General features: G+C 57.9%; 6 protein-coding genes. All 6 read right to left on the bottom strand.

Annotation, left to right across the window (positions count from 1 at the left end; translation table 11 throughout):
• Nucleotides 1–26: 26 nt before the first annotated feature.
• Genes HMPREF1531_RS09140 through HMPREF1531_RS13020 form a run of 6 tightly spaced genes read right to left on the bottom strand, consistent with a single transcriptional unit; the run spans nucleotide 27 to nucleotide 18,572 of the window.
• On the bottom strand, nucleotides 27–767 hold the full coding sequence (locus HMPREF1531_RS09140; protein WP_016669663.1) for a thioesterase II family protein: 741 nt from the start codon (nucleotides 765–767) through the stop codon (nucleotides 27–29).
• On the bottom strand, nucleotides 764–2,950 hold the full coding sequence (locus HMPREF1531_RS09135; RefSeq protein WP_036897645.1) for a bifunctional Gfo/Idh/MocA family oxidoreductase/class I SAM-dependent methyltransferase: 2,187 nt from the start codon (nucleotides 2,948–2,950) through the stop codon (nucleotides 764–766). Before HMPREF1531_RS09135 ends, HMPREF1531_RS09140 begins: the two co-directional genes overlap by 4 nt.
• Nucleotides 2,951–2,976: 26 nt before the next feature.
• Complete coding sequence (locus HMPREF1531_RS09130; RefSeq protein WP_016669661.1) at nucleotides 2,977–11,535, bottom strand: non-ribosomal peptide synthetase; 8,559 nt, start codon at nucleotides 11,533–11,535, stop codon at nucleotides 2,977–2,979.
• Nucleotides 11,528–13,219 (bottom strand): AMP-binding protein, encoded by a 1,692-nt coding sequence (locus HMPREF1531_RS09125; RefSeq protein ID WP_016669660.1) that lies wholly within the window; start codon nucleotides 13,217–13,219, stop codon nucleotides 11,528–11,530. The genes HMPREF1531_RS09130 and HMPREF1531_RS09125 overlap by 8 nt, the downstream gene beginning before the upstream one ends.
• A complete protein-coding gene (locus HMPREF1531_RS09120) occupies nucleotides 13,216–14,283 on the bottom strand; it encodes an NAD(P)H-binding protein (RefSeq protein WP_016669659.1) in 1,068 nt (355 codons plus the stop codon). The genes HMPREF1531_RS09125 and HMPREF1531_RS09120 overlap by 4 nt, the downstream gene beginning before the upstream one ends.
• A complete protein-coding gene (locus tag HMPREF1531_RS13020) occupies nucleotides 14,280–18,572 on the bottom strand; it encodes a non-ribosomal peptide synthetase (protein WP_016669658.1) in 4,293 nt (1,430 codons plus the stop codon). Before HMPREF1531_RS13020 ends, HMPREF1531_RS09120 begins: the two co-directional genes overlap by 4 nt.
• Nucleotides 18,573–18,575: the final 3 nt, after the last annotated feature.

Below are 18,575 nucleotides of genomic sequence, written 5' to 3'. Positions count from 1 at the left end.
CAGCACGTCGGACGACGTGCCTCGGATCATCTCAGCAGATCCTCCAGTTCTTCAGCGAGCCGATCAAGAAAACCTTGGTCTTCCAATGGAAAGAAGTGCCCACCATCATGAGTCACCAATCGGAACCTGCCTCTGGTAAATCCCGACCACAACCGCATGGCCTCAGAATCCAAGGTGGGATCCTGGTTCCCGGCAAAGGCAAGAATGGGAGCATCTAGGATCGTCGAATGGTGTTCGAAGGACTCGTGGAGCATATAGTCGCGCTGGATGGGCCCCAGCAGCAGATCCATCGCTGCCTCGTCGGCAAGTATCTCAGCGGGAGTACCTCCAGCAATCACCAACTCTTGTTTCAGAGCAGCCAGTCCCATCGATGAGTGATACTCCCCTTCAAGTATCTGACCTGGAGCCTGCCTACCGGCAACAACGAGTGCAGCCACTTCTACTCGAGCTGCCCCTTGGAGACAGGCAGCCACTTGATAGGCCATGGCCGCTCCCATGGAATGCCCATAGAGCACCACCGGCTCAACAGCGATCCGGGAGATTTCGGATGCGAGGTGAACTCCGAGACTGGAGAAGTCTCCCACCCAAGGTTGTTTCATTCGAGTTGCTTTCCCGGGCAACTCAACGGGGATAACATCAAGGTCTGGATGTATGCCCACCCACGGTCGGTAGGATGAAGCATTCCCGCCAGCATGATGGAAGCAGAAAACCAGTCTGCCACGACGAGGTTCGTGAACAAATGGGAAGGGATCCCGGCTCACAATCATAATTCCTCCTGTTGTTGGTTCTCCGGCGCGATAAGAATATAAACCCGCTGACCCAGAACAGAGATCGGGTGGTCATCGGGCGGCCAGTGCTCAATGCAGGAGAGCCCTGCGGCCTCGAAACTGGCCAGCCACTGATCATGAGTACAGAACATTGTGTCGGTCGCGGCGCGCAGGTCATAGGCCTCGGACATCATGAAGGCTTGGGTGAGCAGCATCAGAGCTGACTCCTGGAAAGCTTCGGAGAGAATGATCTGCCCGTCCGGGGCCAGTACCCGTCGCATTCTGCTCAGTACCTCGACGACATCGACAACGTTGTTCAGTACCCCGGCTGCCACCACCACATTAAACTGGCTATCCAGCTGAATGAACGCCCTGGGATCTTGGAGATCAAGTACGTGATGGATTATTCTGCCATCTCCTCGGTGACGGGCGCGGGATTCCGCGAAGAAGAAGGAGGAAATGTCTGTGTAGTGATACTCAGCCAAGGAAGCAGGATCAAGGTCATTGACATTGTCCAGAATCACATCGCACGTAGCTCCAGTTCCAGCTCCCACTTCTAGAATCCGCAATCCTTCTCTACATTCAGCGGCCAACTCGGCGACATGAGCCCCAATATACTGATTGAGGCATGCAGCAATCATGGTGTCCCGGTACAAGGCATGCGCCTGCTCGGTAGAACCTTCCACAAAAAGAAGATTCACAGCATTCATTTTTCCGGCCATCAGATCAGCCAAGTTCTCCAAGTGGCTCCGGAAGTAGGAAAGAACCTGCGGAGAACCCAGACGATGATTCCACCCCTGTTTTGCTTCTTCCCACGCGCGGTCAGCAGCCATCCACAAATCGTCGAGGTGGGCACGCAACCGAGGGGTGGCCTGCACCAGGCCATCAACAGTGGTGAGCCATCCAGATTCCTGCAATCTTCGGATCCAACGACGCGGAATGTGAGCCGTGGCAGGACAGACCTCGACGCTGTCCAGCAGATCGGCAAGAAGCATTCCGGTCCTCAACTCTGCATGCATCCCCAGCAGTGCGGCCATCGACAGCTCAGCGGCACGATCGAGTCCAGCAACCGCTGAAGCCACCGATGTAACATTGGACTCAGCGGCGATCTGGGGCCAAGCCATGGAACGCAATCTGGCGATCTCAACGGTTTCCCAGTCGATTCCCATCGCAGCAGCGGCTACAGGACGAGGTGCTCCAACGCGGGAGGTCATCTCATGCCAGAGTTCGGCAGCGGCAAAAGCCCGCTGCAAACCCACAGCACGGCCTGATGCAGTACTTTTGCGCCATGCGTCCATATCCATGCTCAGTGCATCCACCCACTGGCGAGCGAGTGCTTCACGCAACGACAACGGATTGGGCGGGATGAAACAAGTGGTGTCCTGATCAAGCAATGTTGAAGGATGGCAGCCCAAGTCAGCAGGAATAAGGGTGTCGGCGGGAAGCGTCAGAGCCGGGTGCCATTCAATCGGACCGTGTGGGTCACGCAGACTCAACCGTCCTGATCCGAAACCTACGGTGATCCCGAAGAGCAGGGGCATGTCTGCATCAGCCACCTCTGCGCCCACGGTGTTGTGCACTGTGAAACTGACTGGGATACCCGCAATTTTTCCTCCCAGTTGCACGATAGGTGCATCGGGCTCAGCCACGGCCTCGGTGAAAGACCACGGTTTTGCCCCACCAGTCATTTTGACCAGAAGATGGGCTAAAGGAAAGCAAACTTGGTTGGCAAGTTCACAGACCAAGTGGGTAGGCGGGGAGATCGCGGACAAGGTGGCGAACATCTTGACGAACTGCCTGACTGCAGGCAGATTGAGGTACAGATCTCCCACGTGAAAATTACGCTTGGACATGGATGCAGCGCGCGCCAATTGGACCAGATCACGATAATGCACAGGTTGTTCCATCAGCACATCAAGGCCGGTTTGCAGCAAACAAATACCCAACTCAGTGCCCTGACCGCCGAGCGCTTGGGTTCCCACTGCCACACAGACAAATTTGGTCACCTCGGCGACCTGGTCCACATCAGTGAACAGCGGCACCTGGTAACGCTCGGCCACTTCCACCGAGCGTTGCGATCCTCGAGCAAGAATACCCACCAACTCAAAACGAGGATTACGGGCAACCGCCTCGGCATAGAACTGGCCAAAACGCGTTCCGGCCACAACCACGGGAATCGGCATTCCGAATCGCTGGTATGATGTTATCATCAGATTTCCCCGAATTCGAAGTCGTCGACGAATTGGTCGGCGACCTCACCAGGATCATCCAAGCAAGCGGCAAGATCGGCGAGTGTTGGATGGTCAAAGAGAATTTCCAAACTCACCTTGGTGCCGAACTCCGGTTGGAGCCCTGCGACCAGTTGCAGGGCTCGCAAGGAGTCTCCGCCCAAGGAGAAGAAACTGTCATGTACTCCCACTTGGTCCTCGTTCAACCTCAGCACGCGAGCCCAAACCGGAGCGATGGCCTGCTCAGTGACGGTGCGTGGAGCGACGATCTCGCGGCCACCGCCGATGAGATCCGCCCCCATCTGTTCCAGCAGCTTCCGGTCGAGTTTGCCGTTGGGGGTCTGCGGAAACTGGTCGTGGCAGATCACCGCAGAGGGCACCATGTAACTTGGGAGAGTTTTCGCTAATTCGGTTGCAAGTCGGCCGGGGCTGACCCGGGAAGTACCAGTGACCCGGGCACACAAGACAACCATCCCAGCCCCGTCCACGCCACTGGAAGTGATCTGAGTAAACCCTGCAGCGTCCAAGGCATCGATCCATTCCTGCTCGCCAAGAAGCGGAAGATGAGTGGCAGCCCGCTGATCGATCAGATCGCCATAACCTCCAGCGAACAGTGCAGTGGTCAGCAACATGAGGGTGGTGTTCCGGGTCTGTTCCCTCAGCACAAGATGTGCGCCGTCATCCATGACCTCTCTCAAACCCCTCAGCATCACCGACACATCAGAAGCCCTGTGCAAGGCGTTGTCAGCAACAACCAGTTCAACTGGTTCCCAGTCGGCCGGAGCCCGGGTGGTACGCCAATCCCACGCCCGGGTGCTGACTCGAGTACCGAATTGCTCGGTTACGGCCCCGAGCATTGAGGCAGACTCGTCGATGACAATGACCGGCACGCCACCGGGGTTCTCTGTGATCAAGCGGGGTTCCAGTCCCAATCTGCCATTAATCACCATCACATGGTGAGCCTCAGTGCGCAGCGCATCGCATGCCTCAACCAGCACTCCAGTACTTGATGCAAACCGGGCTGCACTGAATTCCCCAAGCTCGGCGGGAGTGAATGCCTGCCCGGGGCTGGACAACACGGTGACCGCATTGAGTTGACCCCTCAGCATCGCCAGACGCGTTGGCCTGTCAGCAACCAGTTTGGCCTCCAGCATCTCAACCATTGGATCGTTGACCGGCTCCCCCCCAGCGACCGGTTCCTCATCCAGGCGCCGCAGTTGATTGCGAGCCAGGTGGATCATCGTGGGATGAATCCCGGCCTCACGCATTGCCCGGTCCACATCATCAACCGGACCTACCATCCGGCCGGTGAGCACCTGCCAGTCCGCAGCCAGTACCCGGCGCGCCATGGCCTCGACTGCAGTGGAGAACCTCTGGTCAGCATCCACCACTTCAGCCTTGCTGATCACCAGCCGTTCCTTCGATGGAATTGCGGACATGCCGTTTTCCAGCACCAAGTGGGCCACCAGCTGACGTGATTCGCGGCCCCCTATCGTGCTGACTACTGCATTCCGCACCCAGTCAAGATCACTCAGGGCAGCCTCAATCTCCCCCAGCTCAATGCGATGCCCGCCAACCTTCACCTGGCTGTCTGCTCGACCGAGGAATTCAACATTGCCATCGCCCATGTACCGGGCCCTATCCCCAGTGCGGTAAAGCCGCTCCCCAGTGCGCGGATCGACGACAAAGGACAGGTCGGTACTGGTTGGGTCGTTGAGGTAGCCATCTGCCAGCCCAGCTCCGGCAATGCACAGATCTCCAGCCACCATGTCAGGGACATCATCACCCACTTCGTCAAGGATGCGGAACATCTGATTAGCCAAGGGCTTTCCATAGGGTATGGACCGCCATCCGGGATCAACTTCCGTCACCGGGAAGCTGTTCGACCAGATCGCTGCTTCGGTCGCTCCGCCCAAGCTAATGAGTTTCGCATTGGGGAAGTATCGTTGGACCGCTGCTGGCAGATCGAGAGGAATCCAATCTCCTGACAACATAACCCGGCGGATACCGGGGAACTCACCGGGGTGGGAGTCGAGATGAAGAGCCATCATCGACATGAACATCGGTACCGAATTCCACACACTCACCCGGTGACGTGCCACCAGATCGATCCAGGCTTCAGGGTTCCGGTGGTCGGCTTCAGTCCCCATCACCACGGCACCGCCTGCGTGGAACATCCCAAAGATGTCATAGACCGACAGATCAAAACTGAGATTGGACAACATGAGTGTCCTATCCTCTGGCCCGATGTCCAACGTCCGGTTCACCGCCTCAATGGTGTTTGCGACAGCATCGTGGGTCATCACCACACCTTTGGGCTCCCCGGTTGATCCGGAAGTGAAAATCACATACGCACGCGTCCTGGGGTCAGGAGCGATGCGCTGCCATCTGCCGGGAGCGTAACCGATCAGATCATCAACGCTGATCGTTGGCAGACGATGAACGTTGATAATCTCCTGAACCTCGTCATCGGTGACCATCGCCACCGCCCGGGAACGATCCAGGATTCTGGCGATTCGATCAGTGGGGCCACGCGGATCCAAGGGCAAGTAAGCAGCCCCGGCCATCATCACACCGCTGACGGCCACCACTTGACGCCAACTCCGAGGCATGGCGACCACGACTATGTCCCCTGCCCTGACCCCGGTGGCCCGCAACCGGGCTGCCAGATCCTGGGCCAATGATTCCGTCTCAGCACGGCTCAAGGTGCGCTCATCACTGATCACCAAAGCCGCATCGGGATCCTCGTCCACCCATTTCCACAACGGGCTGAGCAGGTCAGAAGGCGTCCGCTGGACCCCGGTGTGATTCGCTTCGATCCGCTGCTGCGAGCAGACAAGCGGCACCAAGGTGGTGGCGGAACGGTCAAAAGCATCGTCCTCGTCAGCAAGGTGTTCCAACACTTGGAGCATTGCATCGAACATGGCGTCGGCAATCGCTGGTTCAATGACCTCGTCAGCGATGTCCCAGGACACCAGTAATTCCCCATCCTGTTCGCTGACCTGTTCATCCAGCCATACCTGTGGAGTCTGGGAGTTTCCACGCAGAATGGGGCCGAAGAAAGTCTCATTGCTCGGGCGTGCTCCACTCAAGCCCAGCCCCGAAGTGAACACCACCGGCATGCCGGGTTGATTCCCGAGTTCGGGATGAAGTCTGGTCCACTCACGCAGTACAGTGACCCCACTGACGGTGGGATGAGCCAAGTCCTGCCAGAGTCTGGCCTGAAGGTCCGCGCAACGAGAACCAAAATTCTTCCCGCGCCAGTCGAGGCCGAGCAGAGTCAAAGAGGTGAAATCACCCACAAGGTGTTCCACCTGCGGATGCAGGGGGAGTTTGTTGAACCGGGTGAGGTTGATGGTGAACCGTTTGGATTCGCTCCACCTGCTCAGCACTTCGGCATAGGCTCCCATGAGCACCGCCGATGGCGAAATCTGGTGCTGGGCCGCCAGAGCACGCAGCCGAGCCCAGCGATCAGCTGCGAGACGGGCCTCACGACGACGAAACCGACTGGTGGTCGCTCCCGAGTTGATTGGTAGTGCAGGAGCAGGTGGCAGGCTGACAACTCGCTGCATCCAATAATCGAGGTCAGCCCGATGGACTGATGATCCTTGAATCATCTCCACGGCTTGCACGTAGTCACGGAACGTTATTTCGGCTAGTGGAATTTCGCTGGAAGGATCGTCGTAGAGGTTGCGCCACTGCGCGAAAAGAGTAAAAATACTGAACCCATCAAGAGTTGTGTTGTCGAAACTGAGATGCAGCACCCGGTCGTCGCCAGCCCCGGAGACTCCGATTGCAAACAGCGGCCAGCTGGTCAGATCGACTTGGGCCGCAGAAAGTTCATTTCTCAGGATTTCCCGCGCATCCGGTTCTCCGGTCACGGTACGGAAGCGGTAGTCGGGTACTTGCTCCAAGACACACTGGCTACTGCCATCACTGCTGAGCACGGCCCGCAGCATATCGTGCGTCCGCACCAATTGGTTCCAAGCTCTCTCAGCCCGTTCAATGTCCAAACACGGAGCGGCCATCTCAAAGTAGCAGTGGGTGGATACTCCACCAAAAGCGTACAGCCCGGTGCGGCCCAGCCAATAAGCTTGCTGAATTTCGGTGAGTCCGAAAGGTTCATGGCGTTTGCTGAAGTCGGAGACAGCCTGGGGTAGTTCTCCGAGCCGGTCCACCCCTGCGAGATCGCTGCTCTCGACCACTGCTGACGCCAATTCATGAAGGCATGGGGCGGAAAAGATGGTGTCCAGACCAATGTGGCAACCGAACTCCTTGTTCACCCGTACGGCCATGACGGTGGCGCTCAGCGAGTCGCCTCCCAATTCCAGGAAATTGTCAGTGCGCGAGATCTTGGTCCTCCCCAGCAGTTCAGCCCACAGCGCAGCCAAACGTTTTTCGATGACCCCGTCCGGAGCTTGGGCGCTGGTTTCAGTCCCGATGCTCAGTTGACTCAACAACCCGCGATCAATCTTCCCATTAGCCGTCACCGGCAATTCATCGAGGACAGTCACCAACCTGGGCACCATGTACTCGGGCAGGATTTTGCCCAATTCTTTCTCCCAGACCTCCAGGTCAACGCTCCACATGAGACCGGGGCGTCGTGCCACGAACAGCCCCTGGCCCAGTTGCGCGCCTGGGGCGTTACGCGTGTCCACAAAACCCACCTCGGCCGCCAGCCGGATCCATTCCGTTATGTCCATCAATCTTCCTTTGCCGGCCCGGCAGTCGGTGACTGCATTGGGACCATCAAGCAGATCAATGAGCAGCATCTGGATCGGTAGGTTCACTGTGGTCTCCCCACACACAAGCCACCCACCACCGCGCAACGCCGCGTAGATCTGGGCAAGCGCCGAGACAACATCGGGGCTCCGATGACAAGAATCCACGCATATCACCAAGTCGTAGCCTCCGAGGCGATCGAATCCATGGCGATCCACCCAAGCCCAGCCACGGGTCTGGTATCCGGCCTCGGTCCACTGCTCCAATAGCTCCGGATCCTCGTCGGCGATGATGACCTCGTGCTCAGTTCCTTCGAACATCAGTAGAAGTTTTTCAACCAGATGCGTATCACGAATCCCGCACAGCAGCACCCGTCCTGTCTCGTTCTGTTCTTGCCACTGCGAAACCACCTGGACGATCCACTGGTTGCGTTCGGCAACGAAAGGTTGTGCAGCAGCAAGCAACTCGGGACGAGCCTGTGGATGACGAAGACGGAAATCCAATGCGGTGAGGGTGCCGTCCAGCAGCTCGGATGCCTCGTCAACCCACGGCCGACAGAATTCCTCCAGCTCCATCAGACGCGCCTTATCCGGAACCCCTGGCTCCTGGGGACTGACCAAATGGCTCCGCCAAGCATCCAGGAGCCTTGCCTGCCAACTGCTAGGAACCGGCGATTCGCGCCCTTCAGCTTCCCTGGCAGCCAGGATACTCGACAATCCGGCACGCAGGACATGGTCCTGCGTACACAGTTCGGTCTCCCTGGCCTGTTGATGATTCTCCAGGTCGAGGATCAGACCGGTGAATCCTTCGAGATTTGCCGAGGCGCGAGCCTTGAACAACGGTTCAGGCTTCTTGGATGGAACTACGAAGGCCGACAGCGCAACGACATCCTCAATGCAGGTGGTGACCACCGCGCAGTCGGCGACGTGTTCTAACCCTGCAACTGCAGTCTCGACCTCCTCCAGCTCGATGCGATGGCCACGTACCTTGACCTGCTGATCCCTACGGCCCAAAAACTCCAAGATGCCATCAGGCCAGAATCGTCCGTAGTCACCGGTGCGGTACCAGCGCTGACCAGCATGGGTAACAAAGCATTCAGCATTCTTCCGGGAATCCCCGCAGTAACCACGAGCCACTCCAGCCCCGCCTATCCACAGCTCACCGGTCACTCGGTCGGGGCAGTCACGACCCAGTTCATCGACTACCCGGTAACTCTGGCCGGGCAGCGGCACTCCGTAGGGAATGGAAATCCATGCCTGCGGTACGGGAACCGGAACATCGATTTCGTTGGACCAGATGGCGGCCTCGGTGGCCCCGCCCATGGCGATGATGTGTCCTTGCCGACTTACCTCGTCCAACAACCCGGGAAGGTCCAGCCCAATCCAGTCCCCGGAAAGCAGAACAACTCGCAGGTCATCAATTCTCTGACCCGAAACCTGAGCGTTGATGAGAAGCATCTTGAGCAGAGCAGGCACCGAATTCCACACACTCACCCGGTGAACGACACACATCTTCACCCATACTTCTGCGTCACGCCAGTCGTCGGGGTGCAGGCACACTGCCGAGGCACCGGCCCCAAGCATGCCGAAGATGTCGAACACCGAAAGATCGAAATCGAAGCTGGACACCATGAGAACCCGGTCATCCTCGGTGATCTGGTTGTGACAGACGACAGCCTCCAAGGTGTTGCGACAGGCCCGATGGCTTATCTCCACACCCTTGGGCTCCCCAGTTGATCCAGAGGTGAAGATCACATAGGCCAATTCGTCACCGCTGACCGGGACCGGACTCGTCAGAGGTTCACAGTCCAAAGCGGTGTCCATACGATGAACCATGATTTCCGGACTAACGGTTTCGGGGTCCTGGTCAGTGAGTACGTGAGTGATTCCACCACTCCGGTACATTCGCTGCTTGCGGGCCAGCGGCTGGTCAGTACGAATCGGCACATAAGTGGCCCCAGCCCCCAGTACCCCCAGAGCACCAATCACTTGGGAGACCCCTCGAGAAAGTTCCACCGCCACCAATTGCCCTGGTCCGACCCCGGAAGCATGCAGGTATGCAGCCACACGCAAAGCAGCATCAGCAAGCTCAGCACGAGTGGTCGTCTCACCACTGCGTCCATCGATCAGGGCCGACGCCTCGGGACAGCGCAAGGCTTGCGCGAAGACAGGTTCGTGAATGGTCTCACAGCTCAGCGACATCGGCGGTGAACACAAGGCAGCCCGTACCTGCAGCATCTCATCAATGACGATTTCCAAAGGTTGGGACCAGGAGAAATCTGGGGCGCAGGCAGCGGTGACGGACTCAACGAAGGCGGTGAACATAGCGTCCAGCACTTCGGGGTGGAAGAGTTGCTCGACAGCATCCCAGATGAGCAACAGCTCACCATCCACCGTGAACAACTGAAAATCGAGCCACACCTGTGGTGTCTGGGAAACCATGAACCCCATCTGCCCAAAGGCCTCAGTGAACAGCGGCGAGAACAGTTCCACACCGATATTGCAGGAAAAGACCACTGGCGCCATGGTTCGCTGACCAGGATGTTTACGCAACCAGGAGCGCTGTACGTCCACACCAGAGTAGGCATCATGACTGATCGCTTCGTGCAAAGCGCACTGCACCCTCCGCACCTCCTCTGCGAGCCCGGTGGTGGCGTCTGGGGTAATCTGGACCATCACCAAAGAGGTAAAGTCTGCGACCACATCAGCAAGTGCTGGTCCAACTCCCGCTCTGTTGAACAGAGGAACATTCATGGTGAATCCGCTGCCCGATCCCCAGCGTTCCACGACCTTTCCGTAGAGGGTCAGCAGAGCGGCTGCCGGGGTAAGTCGGGCTGCAGCCGCCCGGTTGACGAATTCATTCCAGATCGGAGCTGGGATACGGTGTTGACGGCGCACGAAACGTGGATCCGTGATGGTTTGCGGATCAACAGCCAGTGGGATGGCAGGTGCCCCGGTGAAGCTGTCCAAGCGTTCGGCCCAGTACTGTTCGCAGGACGAGAACCGCTGCTGGTTCGCCACTCGCAACGATTCTAGGCAAGCCGCCACATTCCAGTCGGACGGGGCTGCCACTTCTCCAACACCGGTATACAGAATAGCAAGATCACGTAGGAGGATCTGGTAACTGGTCACATCGCAGATGAGCAGATCAATGTCGAAATGCAATCGAGTAGCCCCGCCCGGCAGCAGGCTCAGTTGAAGTCCAGCCACCTGGCCAGCAGCCACATCGAGTAGCCGGTGAGAGGTGGCTGAGCGCAATTTACCGAGGTGGGCAGCAACCTGATCAGGGCCTAAGTCACGGAGGTCATGAACAATCAATGGCTCATTGCCCGGTTGCTCAGCAATCTGCTGACGCCCGTCATCAGTGAAGCGAGCCCTCAACATTGGGTGAACCCGCTGGAGCTCAGCCCAAGCCCTGTCCAGTTGCTCCGGATCGACGTTATGACCGTCTACTTCCAAGTAACCGTGACAGCCAACCTGTCCCAAGTACTGCCCCGGTCGCCTGCCCACCCAATAGGCCCGCTGCACCTCGGTGAGATCGAAGGGCAGGTGCGGGTCTACATCGACGCGGCGACGACGACGGATCCTGGTGCGCGGAATCTTTTCGACCACCTGCCGCCAGGATTCCAACGTGGGGTTCGACATGAACTTGGCGAAGCTGGCATCGTAACCGGCACTTCGCAGCATTCCCACCAAGGTCATCACCTGTAGGGAGCTAATGCCCATCTCGACCAGATTGTCCGTTTCCCCGACCGTGGCACCAATCATCCCGGTGACGATGCTTGCCAAGTCGATACCGAGAGCGTGGGGCTCACTCATGATTGTCCTTCTTCTCGATGCCTGTCGATGGACCCGCGGCTTCAGCACCACCGAGTATCTGGCTGCGCAGAATCAATTTGTCGATCTTTCCGATGTTCTTGCGAGGCATGGCCCGTACCACAACCAGGCGATCCGGAACCTTGTACGCTCCTACTCCACTGGCATGCAGGAAAGCGGCCATGGTCGCCCGGGTGGGTTGTTCGCGTCCTGGGAAAACGGTGACCACCGCGCAGGTGGCTTCCCCCATCTCGGAGTCAGGGATTCCGAAAACCGCAACTTCGTTGACATCCGGATGAGCAGCCACCAAGGACTCCACCTCGGATGGGATGACATTCTCCCCCGCTCGGTTAATCTGCTCATGCACCCGCCCAGTAATGACGACCCTCCCATCATGGCGGATCATTGCCTGGTCCCCCGTATGGAAGAAACCCTCGTTGTCGAAGCAAGCGGCGTTGAGTTCGGGAGCTCCCATGTACCCATGGAAGGTGTAGGGCCCTTTCTCCACCAGCTCACCGACCTCCCCGGGCCCCAAGACATTGCCCTGTGGATCAAGGATGCGAACCTCATCCTGATCGGACACCGGGGTGCCTTGGGTATTCCAAGCAATCTCATCAGGATCATCGGGACTGGTGAAGCACGTGATCCCTTCGCCCAGCCCGTAGCCCTGGATAATTCGACAGCCGAAGATCTTCACCAAACGAGACGCCAACTCGGTACCCACCTTGGCGGCCCCAAGCACTAAAGTAGGAATGTGCCACTCAGCACGCAGATCAGCAGGAGCCTGCTCAGCGGCCTGCGCCCACGCAGCGGCGACAGCGGGGACAGCTTGGACTAAAGTGACTTCTTCTGTCTCAAGCCAGTTGGCCACTTCATCAAAGCTTGCAGTGACAGACATGATTACTCTCCCCCCGTTCAGCAATACACCCAGCACGCCGGGAGAACTCAACGGGTAGTCATGGCTGGTGGACAGTACCGCGAGATAGGTATCATCCGGGGTGACTTGACAGCGCCGCGCGCTGGCCAAAGCCACACAGGCATATGCTCCGTGCAATCTGGGTATCACCTTGGGCTTTGAGGTGGTTCCCCCAGACAGCAGGCACAAAGCCGTGTCGCCGACTGTGGGCCCGGCCACGGCGCCCAAGTCCCCCGGTGTGGTGGCATACAGTGCCCGAGCGCCAGCAGGCACACGATCACCAACAACCAGCACCTGGACCGCCAATTCCTCAGCCACCCGGCAAGCCATCGCTGCATGATCGACACCCAAGTGCTCATCAACCGTGATAATCGCAGTGGCCCCGGTGATGCGGGCAACGTGAAGCAACTCCCGATGACGATGCGAGATCAACATGAGGACCGGAACCGCTCCAATCACCATGCAGCCGAAAAGAACCTTGAGGTAGTCAGCACTGTTGGGCATCTGGACCAGTACCAACTGCCCTGACATTATCCCTGCCCCTATGAGGTGAGCAGCAGTGGTGTCGATTTCGCGACGCAGTTCAGCGAAGGTCAACGATTCGCGGGCATCAAGAACCGCCTCGACATTGCCCCGCTCCCGCACTTGGACATCGAGCAGATCGAGCAAAGTGGCATCCAGAAAGATACCGGAAGCAACATGAGCCGAAACCTCAGCAGCGATCCGGGAAATATCGGAACGACCGGTGGTGGCTGGTCGGATGATACTCATGCCAGGTCCTTAACGGTGATGCGGTGACGGACCCCGCAGGTGCTGAGGGCAGCAATAATCTGGGAACTCGGAACGGCTTCGACGACGGTGTCAGCCTGAACTGCGATGGCGGGGTCGCTGAGCAAACAGGCCAGGGCGGCACCAGACACCCACCCCGAGGCCCGGTTCCAATCGGTCGGCAGCAGGATGGCACCATCCACTCTGACCGGGGAACCGGATTTTATGCCATGCGCCGAGGAAAAAACCATGCACCATCCATCGTCAACGGTCGGGGGATCTTCTTCAGACATCTCCCGGGCCAGGACTTCCAGATGCTGGCCATCAGCCACCCGGGAACGCAGGTTCATGAAGCGATGCAGAGCCTCAGCAGTGGCAAACGTATTGTGGTATGCGGCCTCGGTGAGGTCATGCATCCGAGCCAGAACACGTAGTCCTGGATGGACCACCGGCATCGCCTTGCGCATCCCCGCAGGATGCGGCAGATTCACGGTACGCGGTCCAGCCGACACCATTTGATTGCCTGCAAGAGTGGCCATCGCATGGTTCCTCGAATCATCGAGGCTGATGAGCACATCCAAGTTGCCGGTGGCAGTGAACCCAGCATTGCCCGCCAGATGCGTTTCAACGCGCCAGCAGGTGTCCAGATGACTGCGGATCACATGGTCTGCCCATATCTCGGTGAGGCCCGGGTACACCCCGCCCGACCACAAATAGCAGCCGTCCGCTGATGACCCATTGAGTTCTCCGGGTGGACCGGAGACGTCAACAACCACTTGGTGAGTCCTGGCCAGGGACCGTACCCGGTCGGCGATCAGGTGGGCTGGTCCCGCTGCCTGCACCACCCAGCGGTATTCAGCCATGACCTCAGCCAAGTGAGCCGACTGGATGATGTCCACCACAGTGGTCGCGCAACCGTAGGCTTGCTGTAATGCGACGGCTCTCGCAGGGTCACGAGAAGCAGCGACCACTTCTAAGGAGTTGTCACGCGTCAAGAAGTCGACAACACCGCATCCCACCGCTCCGGTGGCCCCCAGAACCAGCACCGCCTGCGACGCGTAGGTCATCGCTGTTCCCCTTCCAATGCCTCGACAAGCAACCGCCCCAGACGTGCGGCACAAACCTTGGCGTTGTCAGCCATCTCGACGCAAGTGATGTGGTTTCCCGGTATCTGCTCAATCTCCATACCCGCGACAAAAACCTGCCTCCAGAAATCAATAATCTCCCCCGGATCGGCGAGCATAAAAGACATTCCTTCACTGGCTTGCAGATACGTCACCTTGCCAAAGTAAGGCTCTGGCGAAATTGCTGAAGCCAAAAAACTGTGTACGTATATCGAGTAGTACCCCGCAAGCATTTCAGCAGGAATTTGTTGGTCGGTGTACGCAGAGATGGCTGCGGTGTAATCGGCGAATCGCTGCTCCACCCCCAGGGCATCAAGCTCTGCCAGCTGACGGGATACCTCGGTGATGGGAGCATCGAGCCGCGCGCGTACATCAGCCGCACTCAGCTGCCCGCCGCACTCGTTGAACCAGTTCATCACCTCATCCATCACCGCTTGCTCATCAATGTGCGGGTATACCTGACCGAGCGTGATGTAAAAATTCGGCAGGAAGATGGCCTCCATGATGATGGAGTCCTCGATGCGATGGGTTAGTGGAGTACTATCAATGAGGGTGAGATCCACCACATCGATCCCCTTCTCCATCAGAGAACGTGCGATCTCCAGTGCGATGAAACCGCCCATGCAGTACCCAATCAACTGGACCTTGGTGTGCCCTGCGTCAATGACACGTTGGGCATACTCCCGTCCCAGCCGGACCACGAGCTCGGCAGGGTCCAAAGCGCAATAGGCTTCCATATCGGAGATGGTGAACACTTTGACCTGCCCCAGGTCTTGGCCGACAAGTTCTGCATTCAGCAACCGAAAAGCATTCATCGTTCCCAGCCCCGCATGCGGCACTAAACGCACCACATCAGATGGGGTGCCCCCGAGCAGACTCATCTTCCCGATACCGCCGTCGTTCTCCGGGGCAACCTCGGCTTCCGTGGTGTGAGCGTTGTCAGCCAAGACACGCACCATCGCAATGGTGGCACTCAGGGTGGGCTCATCAAGCAGACCACGCAGGATAACATCGAAGCTACCTCGATGGCCGGGAGACTCCGCATCAAGCAGATCCCGAAGTCGACCGGCCAGTTGGGCGAGCACCAAGGAATCGGCCCCCAGATCGTAGTAGCTGACTTGCTCACCGATTCCGACCTGCGAAAGGCACTCCGAGACGATCTCCACGACCCGTGTTCCCAATGGGTCATCAACGATGATTGCCTGAACTGATTCCCCGGTCTCATCGGGCACAAACCAGCTGGCAATCAGGTCGCGGTCGACCTTCTGGTTGGCGGTGAGTGGGAGGATCTCAACCACTTGAACCTGACTGGGCACCATATAAGAGGGCAGCAAGCCCGCTAGATGATCGCGAACAGTATCCCCATGCAGCGACTCAACACCAGGAGCGGGGACAACTGCCGCCAGCAGGTGTACTTCCTCGCCATGGCGGCGGATGGCTGCCGCCGCCGAACCAACCTCAACCATGGAGACCATGGCAGTTTCAACCTCAGCCAGTTCAATACGGAAACCATGCACTTTCACTTGGTCATCAAGACGACCGAGGAACTCGATCTCGCCATTGGGTAGATAACGGCCTCGGTCACCGGTCCAATAGCAGCGGACACCGTCATGGGCCGGGAAACGTTCGGCAGTAAGTTCGGGATCTCCCAGCAGACCACAGGCCAAACCGCGCCCAGTGATGATCAGGTCTCCATCCACCCACACCGGTGCGTCATCCCCATCACGGCCAAGCACTGCAAATCCTTGGTTCGACAACGGATATCCGTACGGAATGGAGACCTTTTCTGCATCCTCGGGAAGACATATGTGGTAGTTAGACCAGATAGAGGCCTCGGTCGCCCCGCCCAGCCCAACGACAGTGGCATTCGGGGCATGCGCACCCAAGCGAGACGGTAGGCTCACCGGAATCCAGTCCCCTGACAGCAGCACGATACGTAGCGAATCCAAGCGATTTTTGGGGTGATTCTCCATATGCCTGATCAACAACTCAGCCATCGCGGGTACGGAATTCCACACACTCACCCGATGCGTCCGGATCAATGCGGCCCAATCAGCAGGATCCAGCCAGGCCCCGGGAGTAGGCAACACCAAGGCTCCGCCGCAGGACAGCATGCCAAAAATGTCAAATACCGACAAGTCGAAGCTGAACCGGGACAAAGCCAGAACTCGTGATTCGGCGTTCATGTTCCAGCGATCAACGACATCAGCGATGGTGTTCCACGCGGCATCATGAGTGATCATCACCCCCTTGGGAACGCCGGTGGATCCGGAGGTATGAATCACATAGGCGAGCTGGGTGGGATCGACCTCGGGCAAAGTCCAGTCATCACCGGGATCAACTCCGCTGGCCGGATCGAGAGCCAGCGTCTCACCCTGCCAATCTGTCATCCCTGCCACTGAGTCATCAGCAATCAGGATATGGGCCCCAGAACGTTCCAGTATTCCGCGCAAACGGGTGAGTGGTTGGTCTGGGTCCAAGGGCATGTAGGCCCCACCAGCCAGCAGGATTCCACAGATCGCTGCCACCAGTTCGGGGCTCTTCGACCCACAAACCGCGATGATCTCTCCCGGTTCCAGGCCTCTGGCATTCAGCAGTGCCCCATAGCGCCGGGCCGCACTCATCAGTTCGGCATGCGTCCAGACGGTTTGGTCCACGATCACTGCCGGACATTCGGCGAACAGTGGCAGTTTTTCGCACCAGTCGGCGAGCAAAGTACGAGCCGGAATGTCGGCGCTAGTGTCATTTGCTGCTTCTCGGGCTGCGCGCTGCCAGGCAGGCAGGTCGAGCTTCAACGGATGGTTCCAGTCCGGATCATCGCACAGGGCTTGAACGGTAGCACTCATTGTCGCAAACATGTCGTCAACCAACCGGTCGGGCAATATGCCCAGCCGGTAGTCCCAGTTGATCCGCAGTCCCTGATCCGAATCCATCACTTGGCAGTCGATGAAGACCTGAGGAGTCTCACTGCGTCCGTAGGCGCCGACAGACGTCGACGCTCCGGGCGATACCACCCCAATGGAAGAAGTGAAAACGAAAGGCAACAGGGCATCGACACGACCCCGACGGCGGGCCATCTCTCGGATGACCTCCACCCCTGAGAAGCGACGGTGATCCAGATCCCGCATCATCCGCCGCTGCGTCCTACGTACTTGGTTCACCAAGTTCTCGGTTCCGACGAAATCAAGTTCCAGCAGGGAAACAGAGGTGAAGTCCCCCACCACTCGTTGCACCTCCGGGTGAAGTGGCATTCTGTTGAGCAAAGTAAGGTTAATACAGAAGTGATTTTCTTGGCTCCATTTGGCCAGCACCATTCCGTAGATGGTGGCCAACAATGCGGTCGGAGTTGTTTGTTGCGCGCGGCAGGATTCCTGAAGGCACGCCCAACTGACAGCATCAATCTGACATTCCAAGCGATCGAAGCACCGCTGGTCCTGTTCAATACTCAGCACTGGAAGCTTCGGAGCCCCCGGTAAGGTGTCTAGCCGATCCATCCAAAACCGGCGATCCCGATCATAGTCAGTGCCCTCCTTCATTTTGCTTTCTAATTCGAGGTACTGGGAGAAAGTGAGTTTCACCTCGGGTAGGGCACCCCCATGGATCAGGGTGGAAAATTCCTCGAGCAACAACCAGATACTAGCCCAGTCGGCAATCATGAAATCGAAATCAAGATGCATCACCCACATTTGTGGCGTAGAAGTGAGTTCAACAGTGAAAAAAGGCCAAGAATCCACCGGATACTTATGCCCACGCAGCCTGTCACGGATTTCACGTACCACCTTCCCATGCCGGTCAGTGTCGACGTGTGTCGGCACTCGCACTTGACCAGGCGCCGACGGTAGAATTTCCATCATAGCATCGGAGCGAATTACAGTACGCAACATCTCGTGACGAGCCACCAGTTGATTCCATATCCGGCACACCTTTCTGGAATCCAGTTCAGGGTATTCCAGCTCAAAATAGACATGACAACCGACCGAACCGTAGAGATGAGCCTCGTCTCGTCCTAATAGATAGGCAGATTGGATCTCGGTGAGAGGAAGTATCTGCTGGTCCTCCGGCGCACTGGTGAGCACATCGATGATCTCGTCACGATGAGCAACAAGAAACGCCTTCTGACTTTCGCTCATTGGCTGACCGGAAGCTCGGAAGCGCAACCGACCCTCGTCGACAAAAACATGAATCCCTTGATCCCGGAGGCGGCGCAAAGAATGACGTATATGGTCTGACATCGC

The organism is Propionibacterium sp. oral taxon 192 str. F0372 (assembly GCF_000413315.1).
Classification (GTDB): Bacteria; Actinomycetota; Actinomycetes; order Propionibacteriales; family Propionibacteriaceae; genus Brooklawnia.
The sequence above is the reverse complement of the archived record's forward strand: the minus strand, read 5'-3'. Positions and strand labels throughout refer to the sequence as shown.

Excerpts from the sequence above, each read along its gene's own strand:
- HMPREF1531_RS09140 (WP_016669663.1), bottom strand. The coding sequence starts at position 767 with ATGATTGTGAGCCGGGATCCCTTCCCATTTGTTCACGAACCTCGTCGT.
- HMPREF1531_RS09135 (WP_036897645.1), bottom strand. The coding sequence starts at position 2,950 with ATGCCGATTCCCGTGGTTGTGGCCGGAACGCGTTTTGGCCAGTTCTAT.
- HMPREF1531_RS09130 (WP_016669661.1), bottom strand. The coding sequence starts at position 11,535 with ATGAGTGAGCCCCACGCTCTCGGTATCGACTTGGCAAGCATCGTCACC.
- HMPREF1531_RS09125 (WP_016669660.1), bottom strand. The coding sequence starts at position 13,219 with ATGAGTATCATCCGACCAGCCACCACCGGTCGTTCCGATATTTCCCGG.
- HMPREF1531_RS09120 (WP_016669659.1), bottom strand. The coding sequence starts at position 14,283 with ATGACCTACGCGTCGCAGGCGGTGCTGGTTCTGGGGGCCACCGGAGCG.
- HMPREF1531_RS13020 (WP_016669658.1), bottom strand. The coding sequence starts at position 18,572 with ATGTCAGACCATATACGTCATTCTTTGCGCCGCCTCCGGGATCAAGGG.